This window comes from Carnobacterium alterfunditum DSM 5972, from assembly GCF_000744115.1.
GTDB lineage: Bacteria > Bacillota > Bacilli > Lactobacillales > Carnobacteriaceae > Carnobacterium_B > Carnobacterium_B alterfunditum.
Window position 1 is genome coordinate 2,027,424 of sequence record NZ_JQLG01000004.1, and the last position, 26,189, is coordinate 2,053,612.

Here is a 26,189-nt window from a genome sequence, read left to right on the forward strand (position 1 = left end):
GATGGTTGCCGGAGTTATTGAGAAAAGCATATTAAATTTTGATTCATAGACGAGAAGCTGGAAGAAGCTACTGATCATATGTGTAAATTTGCTAGAATAAATCAAGCCTATAATTTTTAGTGTTGATAAAGCAATTAAATTACTCACCTTTCTCTTTAGGCTTCAGGCGTTCCCATGGCTCTCCACAAGCAAATCCGTTATTCCAAAAGAAATTTTGGTTTGAAGCATCCACGCCATTTGACGTAGAATCAATAAATAAGACAAGCGCCTCTGGATCAGTAATCAATTCTCGAAAAGAGGTTGAAATCTATGAAATGTCTGATTATTCTTCATTAATGAGCAAAAGCTCCTATCTCAATTAAGAGTTAGGAGCTTTTTTATGTAAAACTAGTTTATTTAGGCTAGATACTAGTTTAACGAGTTTGTCCAAATGAAATTAATGTACTGTTTATTAATAATGTTTGCATTCTGATTCCTTTATGGTTAGCTGAGATCAAATAAGCAGTTCCTACCATATTTTCAGAAAAACCTTCTTCAACAACAAAATGATTTGCTCTAATGTCCAAGAAATAGCTGTCATCTGCAACAAGCATGTAAACATTTTGAGCATGAAATGAATTGATTTCAAAGATATCATCTGTAGACAGTTTTTCAATTGGTGTAGCATCAACTACTTTGTTCAAAGTCATTAAGTATTCTTTCATTACTTCATTCATATCTTGACCCCCTTGTGTTTCTATTTTAATAATACCACAATTATATTTTTAAAATAAGATAGGTGGACTCAAATAAAAAATCCCCTTTAATTTGATGTAACACCCAAAAACTGTTTTTTTAGCTTTTAAAGGTTACATCTTTTAAAGAGAATAGTGTTTTTCTACTGTTACGAAAGAATCTTCACATCATCGTCGATTTTAAAAGGCTGATCCACATTGATATGATCGTAAAACATGATCCCGTTGATATGATCGATTTCATGTTGAATAACAATTGCTTGATAGTTTTTTAAACGCATTTTATGAGCATTGCCCTCTAAGTCAAAGTAAGTAATTGTGATCCGACTGTGACGAGGGACATAACCTGGGACTTCACGATCAACAGATAAGCAACCCTCTCCTTCAGTTAAACAAGCACTCTGAACAGAATGGCTGATAATTTTTGGGTTGACCATAACAGTACTGATGATTGGTTCGTCGGTTTCTTCTTCGATACCTGGGATATGAACAGCAATCATGCGCTTTGAAATATCTAATTGCGGTGCTGCAAGGCCCACTCCAGCTCTTAAGTTGTACTCTTCAGCAATTTCTGGGTCTTGGCTATTTTTAAGAAACTGCAGCATATCTTTTCCTAATTGTTTTTCTTCATCACTGATCGGTAAAGTTAGTTCTTTAGCCACCATTCTTAAAGTAGGATGGCCTTCTTTGATAATGTCTTTCATCGTAATCATAAATGTTCACTCCTAATGATATTTCATATAGTAACTTTCTAAATAAGAAAAATTAGTTATCTATTTCTTCTTATTTATTTTATCAGTAAACTCACCAATTTGCACGAGGTATAAAAATACTAAATAAAACTTTTTTTTGTATATAGATTATGAGATAATGGTGAGCATGAAATAGAAATTAGTTTTAAATCGAAATTTTGAGGAGATTAAAATATGGTAGATGCAAAAAATTACATTAATGAGGTCTATGCTAAAGTTTCAAAACGGGACCCAGACCAACCGGAATATTTACAAGCAGTAAAAGAATTTTTTGGGACCATCGAACCAGTCTTCGCAGCACAACCAGAATTAATTGAAAAGAATATATTAGAACGTTTAGTAGAACCAGAAAGAATTATTCAATTTAGAGTTCCTTGGGCAGATGATCAAGGTGCAGTGAATGTAAACCGTGGTTACAGAGTTCAATACAATTCTGCTATAGGACCTTATAAAGGAGGACTACGTTTCCACCCATCAGTTACGCAAAGTATTGTGAAATTTTTAGGATTTGAGCAAATTTTTAAAAATAGTTTGACGGGATTGCCAATTGGTGGCGGTAAAGGCGGCAGCGACTTTGATCCTAAGGGTAAATCCGATGATGAAGTTATGCGTTTTTGCCAAAGCTTCATGACAGAACTGCAACGACACATAGGACCAGATATCGACGTTCCAGCTGGTGATATCGGTGTAGGAGCACGTGAAATCGGCTTTTTATTTGGACAATATAAAAAATTAAATGGCTTTCAAGCAGGAATCTTGACTGGAAAACCAATTTTCTTAGGTGGTAGTTTAGCACGAACAGAAGCAACTGGTTATGGACTAGTTTACTTCACTAAAGAAATGTTAGATGATATCGGCAAATCTTTCAAAAATCAAAAAGTAGTTGTTTCAGGTAGCGGAAATGTAGCAATCTATGCGATTGAGAAAGTTCAAGAATTTGGCGGGACCGTTATTGCTTGTTCGGACTCTGATGGCTATATTTACGATGCTGAAGGAATTGATTTAGATATTGTTAAGAAAGTTAAAGAGGTCGGAAGAAGCAGAATTTCAGAATACCTTAATGATCGTCCAAATGCAGTATACGAAACCGGAAGTATCTGGGATTTAGAAAAAAAATATACTATCGCACTTCCATGTGCTACTCAAAATGAAATTAATGGACCAACAGCCCGAAAAATGATTAGCCAAGGAGTATGGGCCGTCGCTGAAGGGGCAAACATGCCATGTAATTTAGAAGCAATTAAAGAATTCCAAAAAGCCGGCATTGTTTATGGACCAGCAAAAGCTGCTAATGCAGGAGGAGTAGCTGTCTCAGCTTTAGAAATGAGTCAAAATAGCCAAAGACTAAATTGGACATTTGAAGAAGTTGATGAAGAATTGAAAAAAATTATGAAAAACATCTATAAAGAAATAAGAGATACAGCTAAGTCATATGATTTAAATGGTGATTTTGTAGCAGGAGCTAATATTGCTGGTTTCACAAAAGTTGCAAAAGCTATGATGAGTCAAGGCGTTATTTAAGATTAAAAAGAGAATCCATTGATTTGGGTTCTCTTTTTTAGGTTTTTTGAAAACAATATTGTTTTTATCGGTCGTATTTTGCTTTTTTATAAAATAAAAATGTGATTTTAGGAAGAAAAAGACAGAAAAAGTAAAAGTCAGCTAATTCTAATCAAAAAATAATTTTTTTGTGAAATAGATCTTATTCAAAAAAAAGAAAACACATTTAATTTAAATTAGTACAGTTTTGAATAAATTATATAACAGTTAAAGAAAGAGAAATAGAGTTTTTTCACAAAAAAAAATTATAAAAAAAAGTGCTATATAACAAAGAATTTTTAAAATGGTTAGTGAATAACTTCACACTCAGGAACGCCGTCATAGATAAAAATAGGGTGAATTTAAGTACGTTAGTTGCTTTTAAAAGGTTTGATGTAGAGTTTACTTGCATCTAATTTGAAAGCGTGTTAAATTTAAAGTGTAAAAAATTCTGAGTAATACAGTTTTAGAGGTGTACAAAACAGAATTTTAAAAAAACAATATGGTTATAGAGAGAGGAATGGGTTATACATGGTTAACAAAAAACAACCAGTAGATTTTGAAGCATTGTTAAGCACCATTGATGCGGCTTTCCCAATGGTACAAATCTTAGATAAGGACGGTAAAGTTGTAAACAAAGACATCATGCCTGATTTATCTGACGATCAACTAGTTGAAATAATGGAAAAAATGGTTTGGTCTAGAATCTTACATGAACGTTCAATGGCTTTAGCTCGTCAAGGACGCTTAGGTTTCTACGCTCCAACAGCTGGGCAAGAAGCTTCTCAATTAGCTAGTCATTATGCATTCGTAAAAGAAGATGTATTATTACCAGGATACCGTGATATTCCTCAACTTATCCAACACGGATTGCCAGTTTCAAAAGCATTTTTATGGTCTCGTGGGCATTCTTTAGGGAATGAATACCCTGAAGATTTAAATGCTTTACCACCGCAGATCATTATTGGTGCTCAAATCATCCAAGCAATGGGTGTGGGTATTGGTTTGAAAAAACGTGGCAAACAAAACGTGGCATTCACTTATACTGGTGATGGCGGTTCATCTCAAGGAGATTTCTACGAAGGATTGAACTATGCTGGTGCTTACAAAGCTCCTGTAGTATTCTTTATTCAAAATAATGGTTATGCGATCTCAACACCTCGCCATAAACAAACAGCTGCTACAACGTTAGCTCAAAAAGCTGTTGCTGCAGGAATTCCAGGAATTCAAGTAGATGGTATGGATGCTTTAGCTGTGTATGCTGTTACTAAACAAGCAAGAGATTGGGCAGTAGCTGGAAACGGTCCTGTATTAATTGAAACGATCACTTCTCGTTTTGGTCCTCACTCTACATCAGGGGATGACCCAACACGTTACCGTGACCAAGAAAGTTTTGATTATTGGGAACAACGTGATCCGTTGATTCGTTATCGTAATTTCTTAACTGAAAAAGGCTTATGGTCAGAAGAAAAAGAAAATCAATTAATTGAAAAAACTAAAGAAGAAATTAAAGCATCTGTTACAGAAGCAGATCAAGCACCAAAACAAAAAGTTTCCGATTTCTTGAAAAATATGTACGAAACACCAACTCAAGTTATCGCTGAACAAATTGCAACTTTCGAAGCAAAGGAGAGTAAATAAACATGGCACAAAAAACAATGATCGAAGCGATTACTGAAGCGCTTGACCAAGAAATGGAACGCGATCAAGATATTTTGATTTTCGGTGAAGATGTAGGTAAAAATGGCGGTGTGTTCCGTGCAACTGCTGGTCTTCAAGAAAAATACGGCGAAGAACGTGTTTCAGATACACCCCTTTCTGAATCAGCCATTGGTGGATTAGCTATTGGGCTTGCTTTAGAAGGTTTCCGTCCTGTTCCAGAAATTCAGTTTATTGGATTCTTATTTGAAGTATTAGACTCGATCGTAGGACAAGCAGCACGTACTCGTTACCGTATGAGTAGTACTCGTAACATGCCTATTACTATTCGCACACCATTTGGTGGTGGCGTTCATACTCCGGAAATGCACTCAGATAACCTTGAAGGTCTACTTACTCAATCTCCAGGTATCAAAGTAGTAGTTCCATCAAACCCATATGATGCAAAGGGCTTATTGACCTCTGCTTTACGCGACAATGATCCAGTTGTCTTCATGGAACACATGAAACTATATCGTTCATTCCGTGATGAAGTTCCGGAAGAATCTTACACTGTTCCTCTTGGAAAAGCAGCTATTACTCGCGAAGGTACAGATGTTTCTGTTATCACTTACGGAGCTATGGTTCGCGAAGCAATCAAAGCAGCTGACGAACTTGAAAAAGAAGGAATCTCTGTTGAAATTGTTGACTTAAGAACTATTTCTCCTTTAGATATTGAAACAATTATAGCTTCTGTTGAAAAAACTGGGCGCGTTGTAGTTGTTCAAGAAGCACAACGTCAAGCTGGTGTTGGGGCTATGGTTATGTCAGAAATCTCTGAACGTGCTATCCTTTCATTAAAAGCTCCAATCGGGCGTGTTGCTGCACCTGATACAGTTTTCCCATTTGGTTTAGCAGAAAATTCTTGGTTGCCAAATGCAACTGATATTGCTGAAAAAGTAAAAGCAACTTATAATTTCTAATCTATTCAAAGTGAAATAGCAAATACAATGATTTTACAAAAATTATTGTATTTGTTTCTTCTTATGTGTTAAAAACTGAGAACCATTTCCAGAAAGAATAGCTAATTAAAGAAGGGAAGATATAAAAAATGGCATTTAAATTTAAATTACCAGATGTTGGCGAAGGAATGGCAGAAGGCGAAATCGTAAAATGGTTAGTAGCTGAAGGCGATACAGTTGAAGAAGAAGATTCAATCGTAGAAATCCAAAACGACAAATCTGTAGAAGAAATTGCATCACCTGTTTCAGGAACAATCAAAAAAATCATGGTTGAAGAAGGAACCGTAGCAACAGTTGGACAAGTTATTGTTGAAATCGATGCTCCAGGACATGAAGAGGATGAAGAAGAATCAATTCCAGCTACTTCACCAGCAGCTCCAGCAGCGACTCCAGCGGCAGCAACTCCTGCAACGCCAAAAGCTTCATCAGGAACTTCTTTCTACCAATTCAAAATGCCAGATGTTGGCGAAGGAATGGCAGAAGGCGAAATCGTAAAATGGTTAGTAGCCGTCGGCGATACAGTTAATGAAGAAGATTCTGTTGCAGAAATCCAAAACGATAAATCTGTAGAAGAAATTGCAACACCTGTTTCAGGAACAATCAAAAAAATATTAGTTGAAGAAGGAACAGTTGCTTTGGTAGGTCAAGCATTATTAGAAATTGACTCTCCAGGACATAACACTGAAGGTACAGCACCCGTTGCTGAACCAGCAGCAGCTCCAGCAGCAGCAGGTTCTACTGTAGCGCCTGCTTCAAACGAAAATGTTCTAGCAATGCCATCAGTTCGTCAATTTGCTCGTGAAAACGATGTAGATATTACTCAAGTTGCTGCAACTGGAAAAAATGGTCGTACAACAAAAGAAGATATTGAAAACTTCATGAGTACTGGCGGAAAAGCACCCGCAGCTGCACCAACTGAAAAAGTATCTGAAGCTAAAGCTAAGGCTCCAGCAGCTAAGAAAGAAGCAGCACCAGCTAAAGCGTTCAAATCTAATCAAGCTGAACTTGAAACTCGTGAAGCAATGACTCCAATGCGTAAAGCTATCGCTAAAGCAATGGTGAACAGCAAAGCAACCGCTCCACATGTGACTTTGTTTGATGAAGTAGATTCAACTAAATTGATGGCTCACCGTAAACACTTTAAAGATATTGCAGCTGGCAAAGGCGTTAAATTAACATTCTTGCCGTATGTTGTTAAAGCTATCGTTTCAGTATTGCGTAAATATCCTGCAATGAATGCTTCAATTGACGATTCAACTAACGAAGTTGTTTACAAACATTACTTCAACATTGGTATCGCTACAGATACTGATCGCGGATTATTCGTACCAGTTATCAAAGATGCTGATGCTAAGAGTATTTTCTCTATTGCTGGTGAAATTACTGAACTTTCCGGCAAAGCTACAGAAGGTAAATTAGCACCTAATGAAATGAGCAATGGTTCAATCTCAATCAGTAATATCGGTTCAATCGGTGGCGGCTGGTTTACTCCAGTAATCAACTATCCTGAAGTTGCTATTTTAGGTGTTGGTCGTATCGCTAAAAAAGCAATTGTTAATGCAGATGACGAAATTGTTGTAGCACCAGTTATGCAACTGTCATTAAGTTTTGACCACCGTATCATTGATGGAGCAACTGCACAAAAAGCAATGAACGAATTAAAAGCATTGCTTGCTGATCCAGAATTATTATTAATGGAAGGGTAAGGTGGATTTAAAATGGTAGTAGGAGATTTCGCAATAGAGTTAGACACAGTTGTTATCGGTTCTGGTCCAGGAGGATATGTAGCAGCCATTCGCGCTGCCCAAATGGGACAAAAAGTAGCAATCATAGAAAAAGAATATATAGGTGGAGTTTGTTTAAACGTTGGATGTATTCCTTCGAAAGCATTAATCAGTGCTGGTCACCACTATCAAGAAGCTTTGGACTCATCTGTTTTCGGAGTAACCGCTGAAAATGTAGTTTTAGATTTTGCTAAAACTCAAGAATGGAAAAACAATAAAGTCGTATCAACTCTAACAAAGGGTGTTGAAGGCCTATTGAAAAAAAATAAAGTAGAGATTCTTCGTGGTGAAGCTTACTTCAATGATGAACATACTTTACGTGTAATGACTGAAGTAGCTGCTCAAACGTATTCATTTAAAAATGCAATCGTTGCAACTGGTAGCCGTCCTATCGAAATTAAAGGATTTAAATTCGGTAAACGTGTAATTGACTCAACTGGTGGATTAGCTTTACCAGAGGTTCCCAAAAAACTTATTGTTGTTGGTGGCGGTTATATCGGAAGTGAATTAGCTGGAGCTTACGCAAACTTAGGAGCTGAAGTAACAATTCTTGAATTTGCGCCATCTATTTTACCAACATTTGAAAAAGATATGGTCAAATTAGTAAAAGATAACTTTGAAAAGAAAAATGTTACGATCGAAAACGGTGCTATGGCTAAACAAGCTGTTGAAACTGAAAACGGCGTTTCTGTCACTTATGAAGTTAAAGGCGAAGAAAAGACAATTGAAGCTGATTATGTAATGGTAACAGTTGGTCGTCGTCCAAATACTGATGAAATGGGCTTGGAATTAGCTGGTATTGAACTTAATGACCGTGGTTTAGTTAAAGTTGATGCACAAGGTCGTACAAATGTTAAAAACATTTATGCAATCGGAGATATTACTCCAGGAGCAGCTTTAGCTCATAAAGCTAGCTATGAAGCAAAAATTGCTGCAGAAGCAATTTCTGGTAAAAAAGTAGCAATCGATTATAGAGCTATGCCTGCTGTTGCATTTACAGATCCTGAATTAGCTGTTGTAGGGTTAACTGCTGCAGATGCTAAGGAAAAAGGATTAGATGTAAAAACATCTAAATTCCCATTAGCTGGAAATGGCCGCGCATTGTCATTAAATGCTACAGAAGGTTTTGTTCGCCTAGTTACAACTAAAGCTGATGGTGTTCTTGTAGGAGCACAAATCGCTGGTGTTAGTGCTAGTGATGTTATTGCTGAACTTGCTTTGGCAGTTGAATCTGGAATGGTTGCAGAAGATATTGCTTCAACTATTCATGCTCACCCATCTTTAGCTGAAGTTTCTATGGATGCTGCTGAGTTAGCATTAGGTTTACCAATTCATATGTAATAAAAAAAGCTACGCTATTTGGTAGTCATCTTAATTGTTCCAGTTAGGATGTGTCCGTACTGAAAAAGAGCTTCTCATTCTAAACGGATTGAAATGGACCCTGTGTCAAGGACATTTTAAAAAAGAGACCTCATGAAACACTCAATAAAAGGGCTCTACGTCAAATGGTGTGGATGAGCTAAATTTAGTTGGAAATAACGTCTTGTTTAAGCAGCGTGAGAGAATCTTCTCGCGCTGCTTTTTTTTGCTTTAAAACTAATCAAAATACGACATCTAAAGTTCTGAAAATTCCGATAACCATAAGCAACCCGTTTGATGACTTTTATTTTATTGATTGACCCTTCTAAAGCACCGTTAGAATAGGGATACATAAAAGTATGTTTTATCCTAGGCAAGTGTTTACGCAGGGTTTTAAGGGCAGTCTGCATAAAAGGAGATAACTCTTTAGGAGAAGCCTTAAGTACAAGGTTTTTAAACCCTTTATAGTCATTTTTTTTAGAATAATAAAGAAGATTTTGATACAAATCATACGTCGCTTTAAGAGTCTCGTCGAGCGTAAGTAGGTAGTCGATGATTTCTGTATTCGGTAAAGGTTTTTTAAAGAGTCGTTGATAGCGGTAATCCTTAAAATTTAAGTCGTCTGAATCCTTTAACAGGAGTTGCCAGTACCTTTTAAATTTTCTGTAATTCTTTAAATCTTCTGAATTAGAGGTATGGAATTGTTTCATTGTTTGAACTCTGGTTTGATTCAACGAGCGTGATATCAACTGAACGATATGGAAACGGTCAATGATCACTTTAGCATTAGGAAAGAGATCTTTAACTAATGTAAAGTAGGCCGCGTTCATGTCTACGACAATCGTTTTTACGTTCATCCTCGTCTTATAGGGATAGCGAAGAAAGTGACGGCGTAAAGCTAGTAGCAGCCGAGTTGGCAAGATATCGATTGGTTCATGTGTGTCTGCATTCGAATAAATAAAGCTCATTTTTCCTTCGACGTTTTTAACGGATTGAAATTCATCGAAAGAGAGGTGTTGCGGCAAGGATTTGAAGGTATTTTTAACAGACTGATTGAGTTGTTTCAAGACTCTGTCTACAGTGGTAGGAGAAACAAAATGCCGTTTAGACAGGTCTTTTATAGAAATAGTGTCGGCTAATTCAACCGCGATAGACTGTTTGACCCGTTTAGCGATGAAGCAACCTTCTTCAATTTCAGGAGAACGTGCAACAAAGGTAACACCGCATGCTCTACAAAGAAACCGCTGCTTCTTTAATCGAATAGACGTTGCATAATGAGTCGAACTGACCCATTTAACCCTAGAGGTTAAATACCCATTCTTTACAATAGAGTAGGCGTGGTTCTTCATCCCACAACACTCACAGTGAGTGGGTTTGTACGTTAAAGTGGCATAGAAAACTTTTGATCTGAACCCTTTGATTCGTTTCTCCTCGCAAAATTTTTCATCAAAAAAGATATTTTTATCTTTTAAATCAAGTGCAGTTCGGATACAATTATTATGAGACATATGAATTTTCCTTTCTAGTGGGTTGTCGTGACTTTATTCTAACTGGAAAATTCATTTGTTTCTATTTTTTTATAAAAAAATAGGTGCGAATGAATTTCTTCATCCACACCAAAAATTATACAGCCAATAAAAGCTGCTCCCTGTAATGAACAGGGGGCAGTTTTTTCAGATTCCATTGTCCACGTTCATTGTTGTAATAGTCCATATAATCAGTCACAATTGCTCGAAGTTCTTCCAAATTCCCACAATCTTTATACTCTATTTCATCTTTCAAATGTCCAAAGAACGACTCTTGTGGAGCGTTATCCCAACAGTTCCCTCTTCTGGACATGGATTGCCCTAACTGATTATCAGCCAATTTCTTATGGAATTTAGGGCTGGTGTAATGGACTCCCTGATCTGAATGGATAAAGGCATCTTTATGTAGCGTTGTGCTATGGGCACTCATTAATAAATCAACCGTTGTTAATGAAAGATCAAGTTTTAAACTGTCAGACACATAGTGAGCTAGAATTTCTTTCGTTGTTCCATCTTTTACAGTTGATAAATAACCTATAAACCCGCCGGTTCCAGGTAAATAAGTGATATCTGTTAATAAAACTTTATGGGCTATTCCTTGATCAAACTGACGTTTCAACTTGTTCTCAACAGTGCTGTGTTCTTTGGTGGCTTTTGCCATTCTTTTATAGGGGTTTGCTTTACGAATAGGACAGAAGATATTAAATTTCCTCATCAGGCGCTGTACTTTTTTACGATTGACGGTAATGCCCAGAACGTTTAGGAAGTACATTACGATACTTCGAGAACCTTTCTCGTAACCACGGTAGTTATAAGCTTCTTCAATTTGAGTTCTCCAGACTTGATCTTCCTCATCACGTGCATTTCTACTGTCTAAACTTTTAACATAATTGTAGTAACCTGAACGAGAAACACCCAACGCTTTACAGGCATCTATGAGGGTTCCTGTATAGGAACCCTTGGTTTTCATTTCATGGATCCTTGAAAAGATTCTGCTAATCTTTTCGCTGTTTTCTGGCCTCCTTTCGCTCCATTCTGATTTTTTAACAAGTCATTTTCTTGTCCTAATAATAGGATTTTGGCCTGTAACTTTTCAATTTGTTGTTCAAGTGTTAATGGTGTTTTTCGAGGTCTGCCTGAACAATCTTGTCGTGTATCTTTCAATGCCAAAACACCATTATCACGGTATCTTTTTCGCCATTTACCAGCGAATGATCTTATCCTACTTTTACCAATCATTTCCGGATCAAATCCAGCTTCAATAAATAGTTGCTTAGCCGTTTTTGAACCCAATGATTCTGAAACAAAGTAGCGTTTAAACTCATCGGAATAAGTAATACTTTTCTCCGATACATTTTTAACGTATGGGTTTGCTTTTAAAATTTGAATTTGTTCTGGTGTAAATGTTAATTTTGACATTTATCCGCTCCTTTCTGCACGAAGTGCAAGTATTAACCTATTCTTCTTTATATCAGTATACAAAAATAGACCCTATAGAGAGCACCTTTTTTTGGTGTCCATTCTATAGGGTCCATTTTAGAATGAGAAGCTCTTTTTAATTTTGAAAAAATACTGATAAATGCAACATAATAATAGCCACTTGAACGATCCATTTTGTTATACTAGGGTTGTCAAGGTGTTAGTAAATAAAGTAATGAATAAAAAAAAAGAAGTAAGCATGCACGACACTTGGGGGAAAACAAATGAAAAGCGAAAAAAAAATAATAGTAGTCGGATCTGATGACTTGGCCTATCAGATTTGTTTATTGAGTATGGCCACTTTACAGTTAAAAGAAGTCTATTTGATTCCATCCTCAACTCAGCAAGACAATAAAATAGATGATTTGCAGTATGCTTCCAAATTGTTTTCTATGAGCAATCTAAAAATCGGTACTGAAAAAGATTATGCAGATGCTGAAATTTTAATTTTGACTGCTAGAGAGCCAAAACTTGAAAATGAACAGGAATCAGATTATATTAGGAGAAATATTTTATTGGTACGAAAAATCGTTAATCAAGCTATGGCTTCAGGGTTCATGGGACTAATTTTAGTTGCTAATGAGTTGAATGATTTATTTACATACTTAGTATGGAAATTTTCCGGTTTGCCCAAATATAAAATTTTTGGGATAGGGACTTATATCGATACGATCTATTTCCAAAAACTATTGAGTGAAACATTGGATGTTTCTTTTTGCGATGTTAAAGGTTATATTATTGGAGGAAGGGATCCGCTGCATAAATCTGCAGCTTGGAGTCGTTCAAGCATTGGGGGGAATTCATTGTTGGGATTAATGATGGATCCAAATACCGCTACTAGCCAAGAGAATATATTTGAAATTGAAGAGAAGCTGAGTAAACAGGACCAAATAAATGAAAATAGTGATTTAACGGTAACGACGGCGACAGCAGTACTCAAACTCGTACAATATATTATAACAGATGAAAAAGCTGTTGTTCCACTCGTCCATCTTATGGATATAGAAGAAATAAAAGATATACCTTTATCGATACCTGTTTTATTGGGAGAAAATGGAGTCAGGCAAATTAGTGGATTGAACTTTTCTGAAACAGAGCAAAAAAAATTATTGATGATTGCAAAAGAGATCAGGAGTCAGTTAGACTGGATAGAACAAGGGTAAAATATGGAGGATGAAATGGAAAAAAATTATAGTTATCCAATTGATTATGATTGGACAAAAGAACAAATGGAAGATGTAGTAAATGTTTGGCGTATGGTAGAATTAGCTTATGAAAAAGAAATTGATCGAGAAGAATTTTTAATGAAGTATAAGAAGTTTAAAAAAGTTATTCCTGCTATCGGTGAAGAGAAGAGATGGGGAAATAAATTTGAAGCACTTTCAGATTACTCTCTCTATCGTGTAGTAAAAGAAGCCAAAACAACGACTAAAAAAAAGATCCACTTGGGCGAAAGATAAGCTATTTATAAATGATTCTTTTCCTGATAAGTTACATCAAAATTATTTTTGAAAGGAAGTGAATTCTTTTGGATCGGTTTACAGAAAGAGATCAATTAATAAGAAAATGGATTTATGCTGCTGCTGCGACAATAAAAGAATCATTCGATGATGAATTAGATATCGAACGAAAATCAAATCGAAATGATCTAGTTACAAATATGGATAAAGCTATCGAAAAGCAGTTCATTGAAAAAATCCAACACTTTTTCCCTGGAGAACGTATCTTAGGAGAAGAAGGGCTTGGAGATGAGATTTCTCTTTTAGATGGCGTAGTGTGGATCATAGACCCCATCGATGGAACCTTGAATTTTGTTAAACAGCAGGATGATTTTGCCATTATGATAGCTATTTATGAAGATGGCAAAGGTCAATTAGGATATATTTATGATGTTATGCAAGATAAATTATATTCTGCTCGAACTGGTAAGGGAGCTTACTGCAATAAAAGACTGCTTCCTACTATTGAAGATAGACCTTTAAAAGAAGGTCTGGTGGCTATTAGCAGTGCTCTCATGTCAAAAGAAGAAGGGCTAGCTAGAACGGTTGGCAGAGCGAGTTCTGGCGTTCGTTTAATTGGTTCTGCAGGTATTGAAACAGCTCATGTTGCTTCAGGAAGATTGATTGGTTACTTGGCAGCAACTTTAGCTCCTTGGGATATTGCTGCAGGCAAAATAATTGCTGAAGAAGTTGGATTGATCTATACAAAGCTAAATGGAGATAAGGTTGATTTGTTACAAAAAACCCCTGTGCTAGTTGCTTCTCCTACAGCTCATAAAGAAATTATCGAACTTTTGAAAAGCCAAAAAATATAGAATAATTAGAAAAAATTTACTCAGCTACTCAATTTATGTGGATAATCACCTACTAAATGTAGATGTGAAACATGTAATAAATAAATCGCTTTCAATAAAAAAATACCTTTATCTTCTCTTTTTTCTTTCCAAATGCTTCTATAAGTGTTAGAATAGATAAGTTGATAGTTGTCTTCATAAGTTTTCAATGCGTTTTCATCAAATAATTGCAAAAAAACTTATGGATAGTTCAAGTGCAAAAAAAAAGGTATTGGACAAATTTTTATTCGTAGATAGCGATTCAGTAGCATTGAAATAACTAGAAGAATCTTGGAGGAATACATTAATGAAAAGAAGAGAAAATCTTAGAAATATAGCTATTATTGCCCATGTCGACCACGGTAAAACAACCCTAGTTGATGAATTACTAAAGCAATCAGATACATTAGAAGGACATAGTCAATTATCAGAACGTGCAATGGATTCAAATGCATTAGAGCAAGAACGTGGAATCACGATCTTAGCTAAAAATACTGCTGTTAGATACCAAAATACTAATATCAATATCTTGGATACACCAGGACATGCTGACTTTGGTGGAGAAGTTGAACGTATCATGAAAATGGTAGATGGAGTTATTTTAGTTGTCGATTCTTATGAAGGAACAATGCCACAAACACGATTCGTATTGAAAAAAGCTTTGGAGCAAAATTGTGTTCCTATTGTTGTTGTAAACAAAATTGATAAAGATTCAGCTCGTCCAGCAGAAGTAGTTGACGAAGTATTAGAATTATTTATTGAATTAGGTGCTAATGATGATCAATTAGACTTTCCAGTTATCTATGCTTCAGCAATGAATGGAACATCTAGTTTATCAGATGATAAAAATGATCAAGAACCAACAATGAACTATATATTTGATACGATTCTTTCAGAAATCCCTGCTCCAATCGATAACTCTGACGAACCTTTACAATTCCAAGTATCATTATTAGATTACAATGATTATGTTGGACGTATTGGTATCGGACGTGTATTCCGTGGAACAATTAAAGTTGGAGATGCTGTAACTTTAAGTAAATTAGATGGTTCAACTAAAAACTTCCGTGTAACAAAACTTTTAGGATTCTTTGGTTTAGATCGTGTTGAGATCCAAGAAGCTAAAGCAGGAGATTTAATTGCTGTTTCGGGTATGGAAGATATCTTTGTTGGAGAAACCGTAACACCAGTGGATCACGTTGATCCATTACCAATTCTTCACATCGACGAACCAACATTGCAAATGACTTTCTTAGTAAACAATTCTCCTTTCGCGGGTCGCGAAGGTAAATGGGTGACTTCACGTAAAATTGAAGAACGCTTAATGTCTGAATTGCATACGGATGTTTCATTACGTATTGAAAATACTGATTCTCCAGATGCCTGGATCGTTTCAGGACGTGGAGAATTACATTTGGCAATTCTTATCGAAAACATGCGTCGCGAAGGTTATGAATTGCAAGTTTCTCGTCCAGAAGTTATCTTGAGAGACTTTAATGGTGTTCAATGTGAACCATTTGAATTAGTTCAAATCGATACTCCTGAAGAATACATGGGTTCAATTATTGAATCTCTAAGTGCTCGTAAGGGAGAAATGAAAGATATGGTCAATAACGGGAATGGTCAAGTTAAATTGACTTTCCTAGCTCCAGCCCGTGGATTGATCGGTTATTCTACAGAATTCCTTTCAATGACTCGTGGATATGGAATTATGAACCATACATTTGATCAATACTTGCCACGTTTGAAAACTAAAATTGGTGGACGTCGTAATGGGGCATTAGTTTCAACTGAAACTGGTAAAACAACAACTTATGGTATCATGGGTGTTGAAGATCGTGGAGTAATCTTTATCGAACCAGGTACTGAAATTTATGAAGGTATGATCGTTGGAGAAAACGCTCGTGATAATGATATTACTGTAAATATCACGAAAGCTAAACAAAAAACTAACGTTCGTTCTGCTAATAAAGACCAAACTAACGTAATTAAAGCACCTCGTCATTTAACACTTGAAGAATCATTAGAATTTATAACAGATGATGAGTATTGTGAAATCACTCCTGAAAGTGTTCGTTTACGTAAACAAGTATTAAACAAAAGTGAACGTGAAAGATCAGCTAAGAAAAACAAATCTTCACAAATCTAAATCTAAAATTAAAAAGACAGATTTCCAAAAATGTGTAAATCATTTTTGGAAATCTGTCTTTTTTTATAGAAAGCCTTCATTAAATAAGTTACGTCGATTGTAAGATTAAGCTATACAAATAAAAAAGCCATTCGTGATACACTCTAATTGTATTTCCAACCACAGAAAACAAGGAGTGATCACGAATGACCTATACCCATATTACCATGGATGAACTAGTGATGATAGAAGCTTATTACCACCAAGGTGTTCCAGTTGCTAAAATAGCTACTTACTTGAATCGTACTCGTACACCGATTAATAATGTTATCAGGTTCTTCAAAGCAGGACACACAGCTTTCGACCATTACCTACGGTATAAAAAAAACAAGAAACAGTGTGGACGCAAAAAAATTGATTTACCAAAAGAACAACAGCTTTATATCAAGCGAAAAGTAGCTGAGGGCTGGACGCCGGATGTCATTATTGGCCGTAAAGAAATGACAATAGACTGTTCCGTACGAACACTTTATAGGCAGTTTAAAGAAAGAATATTCGATGAAGTTACACTCCCGATGAAAGGGAAAAGAAAACCTAACGGACATCAAGAACGTAGAGGTAGACAAGCTTATAAACGAAATATCTCTGAAAGAATAATAGACTATCCCACATTTAAAGAAGAGTTTGGTCATATCGAAGGAGATACCATTGTAGGTGTTCACCACAAAAGTGCGGTTATTACTCTAGTAGAGATTTTATCAAAAGCTATCATTACCTTAAAGCCCAAAGGGCGTAAAGCCTGCGACATTGAGAATGCCATGAATCAATGGTTCCAAGCCATACCAAAAAATTTATTCAAATCCATTACGTTTGATTGCGGAAAGGAGTTTTCCAACTGGAAATCTTTGTGCAACCAACATGATGTCGCTATTTACTTCGCTGATCCTGGAACGCCTTCACAACGAGCTTTAAATGAGAATTCTAATGGACTTCTTCGAAAAGATGGATTGCCAAAAAAAATGGATTTCAACGAAGTTGACCAGACTTTCGTATCATCTGTTGCACACAAACGAAATAACATTCCAAGGAAGTCACTAAATTACCAAACACCGTTGGAAGTTTTTATGAGTTATATGGATGAAGATAGTTTGTATAGCTTAATTTGACAAATCAGATTATTAAATTAAATTACCACCCTTTGTTATTGTTGGATAGATATTTTGTTGCTATAATAACAGTGTTGCGAAAATAATCATTAGTTTAAGAAGACTAAATAATTTGTCAACACGAATAAAATTAGAGAATAAAGGAGGCTAAAGGCTTCTTCTAGCCGTAAATATGAAAAAATTCAAATACCTAGATTATTATATCTTTATTCCTTATTTAGTTTTATCCATAATAGGGATCTTAATGGTCTACAGCGCTAGTAGTTATATTGCCATTAGCCAGTACGATGACTCCCAACGTTATTTTATCAGACAAGCATTTTTTGTCTTTCTGGGTTTAGTCACTAGTATGGTTGTTTTTTTATTCAAATATAAATTATTGAAAAATAAACGCTTTTTAATAGTTGCTAGTGGTTTGGTCGCACTACTGCTTCTTTACTTGTTCTTTTTTGGGAAAGTCACAAATGGAGCAAAAGGGTGGATATTTATTTTGGGTTTTGGGTTCCAACCGGCTGAGTTTGCAAAAATAGTCGTTATTTGGTATTTTGCTTATATTTTTTCAAAGAAGCAAAATCAGTTAGTGCATAATTTTAAGGAGACCGTTACTCCACCATTAACACTTTTCGGATTTTATTTGTTATTGATTCTCTTGCAACCTGATGTAGGTGGAGCTGCCATATTACTTGTTACTGGAACTATTATGATTTTAGCAAGTGGCGTTTCAACAAAATTAGCAGCAGCTGTTGGAACAATAGGAATCGCTTTAATAGGGGGCATACTTGCTCTTGTACGTACGTTTGGCATGAGTTTGCCATTAATAGAAAAATACCAATACGATCGTTTCTTAGCTTTTTGGGATCCGTTTGCTGTTTCTGAAAGTGCGGGACTTCAATTAGTAAATTCATATTATGCTTTAAGACGTGGAGGACTCTTCGGAGTAGGAATCGGAGAGAGCATCCAGAAAACGGGTTATCTTCCTGAGCCGTATACAGACTTTATCATGTCTATAATTGGTGAAGAGATGGGATTGCTCGGTATACTGGTCATTGTTGGTTTATTTGGTCTATTGATTTTACGGATCTATTTAGTCGGCATTAGAGCAAAAGATTCATTTGGAGCGTTGATTTGTATAGGGATCGCAACTATGTTATTAGTCCAAGGACTTGTTAATCTGGGCGGAGTTATAGGTTTGATGCCTATAACTGGAGTAACCTTTCCTTTTATCAGCTACGGAGGATCAAGTACGATCGTGCTGACTATTTCTATTGGCTTAGTTTTAAATGTTAGCGCAGCGGATAAAAAAAACGATAATTAGGAGTGACATAATGAAAAAAGTATTAGTAGCAAATCGTGGTGAAATTGCCATTCGTATTTTTCGAGCATTAACAGAGTTAGCTATTGAAACGGTGGCAGTGTATGCACAAGAAGATGAAGGTTCTGTTCATCGTTTTAAAGCGGATGAAGCTTATTTGGTTGGAAAAGGTAAAAAGCCGATTGATGCTTATTTAGATATAGAAGACTTAATTCGTATTGCCAAAGACTCAGAAGTGGATGCCATTCATCCAGGATACGGTTTTTTATCTGAAAATATTGACTTTGCTAGACGTTGTGAAGAAGAAAATATTATTTTTATTGGACCTAAACTTCATCACTTAGATATTTTTGGGGATAAAATTAAGGCTAAAGAAGCGGCAATTGCTGCCGGTATTCAATCTATTCCAGGATCTGACGGACCAGTCGCTGACTTAGAAGGCGTTAAAGCATTCGGAAATAAATACGGCTACCCAATTATCATCAAGGCTGCACTTGGTGGAGGCGGACGTGGAATGCGGGTTGCCAACAGTGAAGCAGATGTAAAAGATAGTTTTGAACGAGCAAGAAGTGAAGCTAAGGCAGCATTCGGTAGTGGTGAGATTTACGTTGAGCGTTATATACAAGATCCCAAGCATATAGAAGTCCAAATTTTAGGTGATGCGCATGGGAATATCGTGCATTTATATGAAAGAGACTGTTCTGTTCAACGACGCCATCAAAAAGTTGTTGAAGTCGCTCCTTGTGTGTCTATCTCAGAGAAGTTAAGAATGGAAATGTGTCATTCAGCTGTGCAATTAATGGAACACGTAGGTTATGTGAATGCCGGAACAGTTGAATTTCTATTAGAAGGGGACAACTTTTACTTTATCGAAGTTAATCCTCGCGTACAAGTTGAACATACCATTACTGAAATGATTACAGGAATAGATATTGTTCAAGCCCAAATCCTTATCGCTCAGGGCAAAGATTTGCATAAAGATATTCGAATACCACAACAAAAAGATATCCCGTTGATTGGAGCAGCAATCCAATGCCGTATCACAACGGAAGACCCGATGAATAATTTCTTGCCAGACACTGGTAAAATCAATACGTATCGTTCACCAGGTGGATTTGGTATTCGTCTTGATGCTGGAAATGGCTTCCAAGGTAGTGTTGTGACACCTTTCTTTGATTCGCTATTAGTTAAGGCTTGTGTTCAAGCATCGACTTTTGAATTAGCTGTCCAAAAAATGGGACGCGCATTAAAAGAATTTCGTATTCGAGGTGTGAAAACAAATATTCCGTTTATGCAAAACGTTATCTCTCATCCTGTTTTTCTATCAGGTGAAGCTAAAACAACTTTCATTGATACGACACCTGAATTGTTTGAATTCTCAAAAGTTAGAGATCGCGGAAACAAAATGATGCAGTATGTTGGAAATATTACTGTTAATGGATTTCCTGGGATTGAGAAAAGGGACAAAAAATTCTTTACGCCAGCAAGAAAACCTGCAAAATTACTGACTTTAGAAAATGGGTATGAAAGTGCAAAAAATATATTAGATAAAAATGGTCCAGAAGCAGTCGTAGAATGGATCAAAAACAAACAAGAAGTATTGCTGACAGATACAACATTTAGAGATGCACATCAAAGCTTATTGGCTACTCGTGTGAGAACGCAAGACTTTTTGAACATCGCTGAAGAAACCCAAAAAGGCATTCCACAATTATTTTCTTCAGAGATGTGGGGAGGGGCAACATTTGATGTAGCTTATCGCTTCTTAAATGAAGATCCATGGGAAAGGCTGGCAAAATTGCGCAATAAAATGCCAGATACTTTACTGCAAATGTTATTCAGAGGATCAAATGCGGTCGGATACCAAAATTATCCCGATAATGTCATTGAAGCTTTTATCCAACAAGCAGCCCAAAATGGTATTGATGTATTCCGTATTTTTGACAGCCTAAATTGGATCCAACAAATGGAAAAAAGTATTCAAAGTGTGCGCGACAATGGAAAGATCGCTGAAGCAGCAATCTGTTATACCGGGGATATTAACGATCCCACAAGAGATAAATATACAATAGAATACTATAAAGATATGGCAAGAGAATTAGAAAATCAAGGTGCTCATATAATTGCAGTAAAAGATATGTCTGGGATATTAATGCCCCAAGCGGCATATCGATTAATTAGTGAATTAAAAGCGACAGTAAATGTACCAATTCATTTACACACACATGATACCAGTGGAAATGGAATATTCACCTATGCTGCTGCAGTAAAAGCAGGTGTGGATATCGTAGACGTCGCTATGAGCGCTATGAGTGGTGCAACTAGCCAACCAAGCATGAATAGCTTGTATTATGCCTTAGTAAATGCAGATAGAGCTCCAGATATTTCAATCGAAAACGTTCAACAAATCAATCATTATTGGGAAGATATTCGTTCACATTACAGCGATTTTGAAGTAGGGATCAGTGCGCCCTCGACTGAAGTCTATCAACATGAGATGCCCGGTGGACAATATACTAATTTACAACAACAATCTAAAGCAGTAGGCTTAGTAGAACAATGGGATGAAGTTAAAACAATGTATGCAACAGTTAACCAAATGTTTGGCGATATCGTTAAAGTAACACCTTCATCAAAAGTCGTTGGTGATATGGCTTTATTTATGGTTCAAAATAAGTTATCAGAAGAAGATGTTTATGAAAAAGGCATGTCTATTGATTTCCCTGAATCTGTTATTAGTTTCTTCATGGGAGACCTAGGACAACCTACTGGTGGTTTTCCTGAAAAACTACAACGCATTGTACTAAAAGATAAGAAACCAATTACTGTTCGCCCTGGTAGTCTAGCTAAACCAGTTGATTTTAACGAAGCCAAAAAAGAACTAGCTGAAAAAATACAAACAGAGCCAACCCAAGAAGATGTGCTCAGTTATATTATGTACCCACAGGTCTTTTTAGATTACCGTAAAAATCTTGAAAGTTTTGGTGAAGTAACATTACTGGATACGATGACCTTTTTCCATGGTATGCGAACTGGGGAATCTATCGAAGTTCAGATTGAAAAAGGGAAAACATTGATCATAAAGTTAAATCAAATTGGAGAACCAAATTCTGAAGGGATGCGTATCCTATATTTCGATTTAAATGGTCAAGGAAGAGAAGTAGTCGTAAAAGATCATAGTATCACAAGTACAAAATTGGTTCGGAAAAAAGCGGAACCTACAAATAAAGAACATATTGGTGCAACAATGCCAGGTTCTGTTCTTGAAGTACTGGTCAAAAAAGGGGATCGAGTGATCCAAGGTCAGCCAATTATTATAACGGAAGCCATGAAAATGGAAACGACCATTAAAGCAAATATAGAAGGAATTATTGATCAAATTTACGTTGAGGACAACGATGTTATTGAAACGGGAGATTTATTGATTGAAATCAAAGCCAAATAGATTTTAAATAGTGAAGAATCGGACTAAGAAAGAGCTTATTTAAATAAGAAATATAGCAAGAATAGTAGTCTAGAATTCTTTAGCTACCAAATTGAGGAGGCTAAATGAGTGAAGACATTTTTAAGAGCTATGCCGCTGGTTTTTATTATGCTTCTTATTGTTTACTGGTTACCGGAAGTTATTTCAAAAAATCCAACGGATATTATCACACCAAAAGAAGAAAGTGAATCCATTCAATCCGAATCTTTTGACTATCAAACAACTGATTTAGAACCGGAACAGCTTCCCGTTTTAGGGTTAGGCGGTTATATAGGTAAAAATGTTGAAAGTTTCACAGAAAATTTTGGGGATCCAAAACGAATAGATCCAACGATATATGGTGATGAACAGTGGATATTTGGAGAACATGAAACAGATTATATCCAATTAGGCGTTAAAAATGGAGTAATAACAGATTTATTTGCATTGGGATCTGATTTAAATGTTGCTCCCTTCGAAATTGGTATGTCTATTACAGAAGTATTTCAAATTGCTAGTTTTTATCCAACTTATTCTGTTGAGAGTCAAGATAAACAAGTAACTTTAGAATTAACAGAAAGCGACTTGAATTATCGTCCTTTGATTGCTTTTGATAACCAAACATTCGCAGTATTGATGATGGATCGTTCAACGAACCAGATTACTGCTGTTCGTTATTTAGATGCTTCGTCCTTGCTTCGTTTAGGAGTGTATGATGATGGTTCTGTAGTAAATGATGATGATTCTATAGATATAGATGAAGCCAATCAAAAAGCAATCAGCGAAGCCAACAAAAAGCAGGTATACGAGATATTAAATATATTGCGCCAAAGGTATGAACTTTCTGTATTAAACGCGAGTGAAGCTCTATCTGAAGCAGCTCAAACTATCTTTATAGATCAAGAGATGCAACTTACTCTTGATGGGGATGCACAATTGGAAGAAGAAGGCAGCTTTGCTGAAACTAGCGGTTTATCCTCTACTGAAACATATATCCTTGATGATAGGTCTAGATACGTTGAAGATAATACAAATCAAGAGTTCCAACCTCTCACGAGTGAGCAAATAGAACATACTTTACAAAAAACGAATTTAGAACTAGATGAGGTGCGTATTTTGTATTCCAATCAGAAAACCGATATGACTTGGTTAGTAACGAATTGGCTCACACTTGAGATTGAACGGAAATTTCTAATGGATGCTAGAATGACAGAGATTGGGGTAGCCTATCGCGGTAATGATATCTTACTTATTCTTCATTAAGATTTAAAAAAAGATTTAAAAAATTTCAACACATTAGGCAAAGGTCAACAACAAAAAGGAGGAAAGACATGGAGTTAACTACAAATGAAAGACAAGGAATCATAGTTTGGGTATATAGTTTAAGGCATTTTAAAACACTTAAACGTTTTGGGTTGATTCATTATGCTTCCCGACGGATGAAATATGTTGTTATGTACATCAATCAATCCGATGTAGAAATGACGCAAAAAAAATTAAACGAACTACATTTCGTTCGAAAAGTAGAACTGTCGTATAGACCTTTTATTAATTTAGATTTTAAAGATTTCTTTGGAAAAGAAAAAAAAAGTTCTAATAAAGAACATTCTAATAAAGAAGATATTGAAGAAAACAAATCTAGCGAGGCTGTCTTTTAATCACAAATGCTGAATAAGTCGGTATATTATCGGCTTGTTTAGCATTTAGTATTATGGAAGCTGTTTCTGTTTATAGCGTAAACTAGATAACGAAAGGAAGATTAAAAATGCGAATTATTACAGGTGAATACGGAGGCAGAAAATTAAAAGCTGTTCCTGGAAACAATACAAGACCAACGACAGATAAAGTAAAAGAATCTATTTTTAACATCATAGGACCGTATTTTGACGGAGGAGCTTGTTTGGATTTATTTGCTGGGAGCGGAGGTTTAGCAATCGAAGCTGTTTCTCGAGGTATGGATAAAGCTGTATTGATTGATCAAGATCCTTTAGCTATTAAAACAATCAAAGAAAATATAAACGTAACAAAAGAACCTGGAAAATTTGATGTCTATCGAAATGATGCTAATCGTGCTATAGATCTACTAAAAGGCAATAAAAAATTCGATCTTTTATTTTTAGATCCCCCATATGCTAAGCAAGAAATTGAAAAACAAATCGAAAAAATAATAGATTCTGGTTTATTAAATGATGAAGCCATTATCATTTGTGAGGTAGATAAGCGTACTCACTTAAAAGAAAAAATTGGAGCAGCAACAGCCTACAGAAATGAAATTTATGGAGCAAGTCAAATCGTCATGTATGAATATGTTAGTAATACGGAGGAGACAAATGAATAGAATAGCTCTGTTTCCAGGAAGTTTTGACCCATTTACTAATGGACATTTAGATACTGTAGAAAGAGCTTCAAAGTTATTTGATCAAGTCGTAATAGCCGTTTCGACTAATACGTCGAAGAATGCTCTATTTTCTTTAGAAGAAAAAATGACTTTTATAAAAAATGCAGTAGAACATATTGAAAATATAAGTGTAACAGAGCATAGTGGTGGGCTGACTGTTGATTTAGCAAAAAGAATAGGTGCAGTAACTTTGTTAAGAGGGTTACGGAACAATGCCGATTTCGAGTACGAATCAACTATTGCGGCAATGAATAAAGTTCAACATCAGGAAATAGAAACGATATTTTTAATGTCAAATGAAAAATATCGTTTCTTAAGTTCAAGCTTGATCAAAGAAGTAGCGATGTTCGGAGGAGATGTTTCCAGTCTCGTCCCAATAGGTGTTAATGAAGCCATAAAAAGAAAGTATAAAAAGTGAAAATGATTAATTAGTGAGTAAATTTATGCACACAAAGGATGAATGAAATGAACAACAAAGAAAGAAAAAATCGTAAGAGTCTCTTTATTGTGTTGATTGTGTTCATTCTTGCTGGAATGTTTATGCCTATACCGTATTATATAGAAGGACCTGGTTCGGCTGTTCACTTAAATGAATTGGTAGAGGTCAACAACGAAAAAGATCAAGAAGAAGGTCATTTTATGTTGACCACTGTTGCTATTCGAAGAGCTACTCCTCTGACATATTTTATGAAGTACATGCCTTTTCATGAAGGACTGACTAAAGAAAAACTTTTTGGTACGGGTACTTCTGATGCAGAGTATACAAATCTACAAAATTATTACATGACCAGTTCAATTAATTCGGCTGTTGAAATGGCGTATGATGCAGCTGGAAAAAGCTATCAATTGACGTATAATGGCGTTTATATCATGTCCGTCTTAGAAGGTTCTAATTTTGACGGGAAGTTAGAAATCGGGGATACGATTCTTTCTCTTGATGGACAGTCTTTTGATAGTTCAGTTGAATTTATCGAATACGTGCAACAACAAAAGGTTGGTCAAATAATCGAAGTAGCCTATGAGCGTAACGGCGAAAAACAAACGACTTCCGATAAACTAATGGAAATGAAAGAAACTAAAAAAGCAGGTCTAGGTATCTCTTTAGTAGATAATACCTCAATTAAAACCGATATTCCGGTAGCTATAAATGCTGGAGAAATTGGTGGTCCATCTGCCGGCTTTATGTTTGCTCTACAGATTTATACGCAATTGGTCGACAAAGATCTGCGTGAGGGGAACGAAATTGCTGGTACTGGAACGATAGAATCAGATGGGACGATTGGCCGGATCGGTGGGATCGATAAAAAGGTTGTTGCGGCTAGTGATGAAGGAGCAACAATATTTTTTGCTCCAGACGACACTATTGATCCAGTAATACAAGATAATTATCCTGAAATGACCTCTAATTATCAAGAAGCACTTAAAGCGGCAAAAGAAATTGATACAGAAATGAAAATTATACCTGTTAAAACATTCCAAGATGCAATTGATTATTTAGAAAAATTATAGTCGGTTAAATGCAACAAATAGATTCTAGAATAGGAAAGAGGGTTAGGA

General features: G+C 35.9%; 21 protein-coding genes. 17 read left to right on the forward strand and 4 right to left on the reverse strand.

Translation table 11 applies throughout. From position 1 onward, the window contains the following. Positions 1 to 413: 413 nt before the first annotated feature. The gene (locus BR50_RS10025; RefSeq protein WP_051905789.1) at positions 414 to 716 is read right to left on the reverse strand and encodes a hypothetical protein; all 303 of its coding nucleotides are present in this window, start codon (positions 714 to 716) and stop codon (positions 414 to 416) included. A 167-nt stretch (positions 717 to 883) separates the two neighbouring features. Further along, entirely contained in the window at positions 884 to 1,447 is a 564-nt protein-coding gene (gene def / locus BR50_RS10030) for a peptide deformylase (protein WP_034548388.1), read from the reverse strand. A 213-nt stretch (positions 1,448 to 1,660) separates the two neighbouring features. On the opposite strand from def, the gene gdhA reads away from it, so the two are divergent. From gdhA to lpdA, 5 genes are all read left to right on the forward strand, one after another. After that, positions 1,661 to 3,007 carry an NADP-specific glutamate dehydrogenase gene (gene gdhA / locus BR50_RS10035; RefSeq protein ID WP_034548391.1) on the forward strand — a complete coding sequence of 449 codons (1,347 nt, stop codon included), beginning with the start codon at positions 1,661 to 1,663 and terminating at the stop codon, positions 3,005 to 3,007. Between the two features lie 549 nt (positions 3,008 to 3,556). Continuing rightward, a complete protein-coding gene (gene pdhA, locus BR50_RS10040; protein ID WP_034548393.1) occupies positions 3,557 to 4,666 on the forward strand; it encodes a pyruvate dehydrogenase (acetyl-transferring) E1 component subunit alpha in 1,110 nt (369 codons plus the stop codon). Positions 4,667 to 4,668: 2 nt separating this feature from the next. Further along, a complete protein-coding gene (locus tag BR50_RS10045) occupies positions 4,669 to 5,646 on the forward strand; it encodes an alpha-ketoacid dehydrogenase subunit beta (RefSeq protein WP_034548395.1) in 978 nt (325 codons plus the stop codon). Positions 5,647 to 5,774: 128 nt separating this feature from the next. Beyond that, the gene (locus tag BR50_RS10050) at positions 5,775 to 7,391 is read left to right on the forward strand and encodes a 2-oxo acid dehydrogenase subunit E2 (RefSeq protein ID WP_034548397.1); all 1,617 of its coding nucleotides are present in this window, start codon (positions 5,775 to 5,777) and stop codon (positions 7,389 to 7,391) included. 12 nt (positions 7,392 to 7,403) lie between these two features. Continuing rightward, positions 7,404 to 8,810: a dihydrolipoyl dehydrogenase gene (lpdA, locus tag BR50_RS10055; RefSeq protein ID WP_034548398.1), complete on the forward strand. Its 1,407-nt coding sequence runs from the start codon at positions 7,404 to 7,406 to the stop codon at positions 8,808 to 8,810. A 206-nt stretch (positions 8,811 to 9,016) separates the two neighbouring features. Here the strand turns inward: lpdA and BR50_RS10060 are convergent, their stop codons facing one another. Beyond that, positions 9,017 to 10,336: an ISL3 family transposase gene (locus BR50_RS10060; RefSeq protein WP_034546213.1), complete on the reverse strand. Its 1,320-nt coding sequence runs from the start codon at positions 10,334 to 10,336 to the stop codon at positions 9,017 to 9,019. A 115-nt stretch (positions 10,337 to 10,451) separates the two neighbouring features. Beyond that, a protein-coding gene (locus BR50_RS10065) for an IS3 family transposase (RefSeq protein WP_245792780.1) occupies positions 10,452 to 11,773 on the reverse strand; the annotation gives its coding sequence in 2 pieces (ribosomal slippage) (positions 10,452 to 11,378 and positions 11,381 to 11,773; 1,320 coding nt in all). 284 nt (positions 11,774 to 12,057) lie between these two features. On the opposite strand from BR50_RS10065, the gene BR50_RS10075 reads away from it, so the two are divergent. From BR50_RS10075 to BR50_RS10135, 12 genes are all read left to right on the forward strand, one after another. Then, positions 12,058 to 12,996: a lactate/malate family dehydrogenase gene (locus tag BR50_RS10075; protein ID WP_034548399.1), complete on the forward strand. Its 939-nt coding sequence runs from the start codon at positions 12,058 to 12,060 to the stop codon at positions 12,994 to 12,996. Between the two features lie 15 nt (positions 12,997 to 13,011). Next, positions 13,012 to 13,293, forward strand: coding sequence for a UPF0223 family protein (locus BR50_RS10080; protein WP_034548400.1), 282 nt, complete (start codon positions 13,012 to 13,014; stop codon positions 13,291 to 13,293). A 68-nt stretch (positions 13,294 to 13,361) separates the two neighbouring features. Next, a complete protein-coding gene (locus BR50_RS10085) occupies positions 13,362 to 14,147 on the forward strand; it encodes an inositol monophosphatase family protein (protein ID WP_034548403.1) in 786 nt (261 codons plus the stop codon). Positions 14,148 to 14,472: 325 nt separating this feature from the next. Continuing rightward, the gene (gene typA, locus BR50_RS10095; RefSeq protein WP_034548407.1) at positions 14,473 to 16,314 is read left to right on the forward strand and encodes a translational GTPase TypA; all 1,842 of its coding nucleotides are present in this window, start codon (positions 14,473 to 14,475) and stop codon (positions 16,312 to 16,314) included. A 185-nt stretch (positions 16,315 to 16,499) separates the two neighbouring features. Further along, entirely contained in the window at positions 16,500 to 17,459 is a 960-nt protein-coding gene (locus tag BR50_RS10100; protein WP_034547732.1) for an IS30 family transposase, read from the forward strand. A 172-nt stretch (positions 17,460 to 17,631) separates the two neighbouring features. Further along, entirely contained in the window at positions 17,632 to 18,774 is a 1,143-nt protein-coding gene (locus BR50_RS10105) for an FtsW/RodA/SpoVE family cell cycle protein (protein ID WP_034548408.1), read from the forward strand. 10 nt (positions 18,775 to 18,784) lie between these two features. Beyond that, entirely contained in the window at positions 18,785 to 22,216 is a 3,432-nt protein-coding gene (locus BR50_RS10110) for a pyruvate carboxylase (RefSeq protein WP_034548410.1), read from the forward strand. 108 nt (positions 22,217 to 22,324) lie between these two features. After that, positions 22,325 to 23,497 (forward strand): CAP-associated domain-containing protein, encoded by a 1,173-nt coding sequence (locus tag BR50_RS10115; protein ID WP_034548413.1) that lies wholly within the window; start codon positions 22,325 to 22,327, stop codon positions 23,495 to 23,497. Positions 23,498 to 23,565: 68 nt separating this feature from the next. Then, positions 23,566 to 23,892 carry a YlbG family protein gene (locus BR50_RS10120; protein ID WP_034548414.1) on the forward strand — a complete coding sequence of 109 codons (327 nt, stop codon included), beginning with the start codon at positions 23,566 to 23,568 and terminating at the stop codon, positions 23,890 to 23,892. A gap of 86 nt (positions 23,893 to 23,978) precedes the next feature. Next, a complete protein-coding gene (gene rsmD, locus BR50_RS10125) occupies positions 23,979 to 24,572 on the forward strand; it encodes a 16S rRNA (guanine(966)-N(2))-methyltransferase RsmD (protein WP_342741940.1) in 594 nt (197 codons plus the stop codon). Then, positions 24,565 to 25,050, forward strand: coding sequence for a pantetheine-phosphate adenylyltransferase (gene coaD, locus BR50_RS10130; RefSeq protein WP_034548418.1), 486 nt, complete (start codon positions 24,565 to 24,567; stop codon positions 25,048 to 25,050). The genes rsmD and coaD overlap by 8 nt, the downstream gene beginning before the upstream one ends. A gap of 47 nt (positions 25,051 to 25,097) precedes the next feature. After that, the gene (locus BR50_RS10135) at positions 25,098 to 26,141 is read left to right on the forward strand and encodes a SepM family pheromone-processing serine protease (protein WP_034548419.1); all 1,044 of its coding nucleotides are present in this window, start codon (positions 25,098 to 25,100) and stop codon (positions 26,139 to 26,141) included. Positions 26,142 to 26,189: the final 48 nt, after the last annotated feature.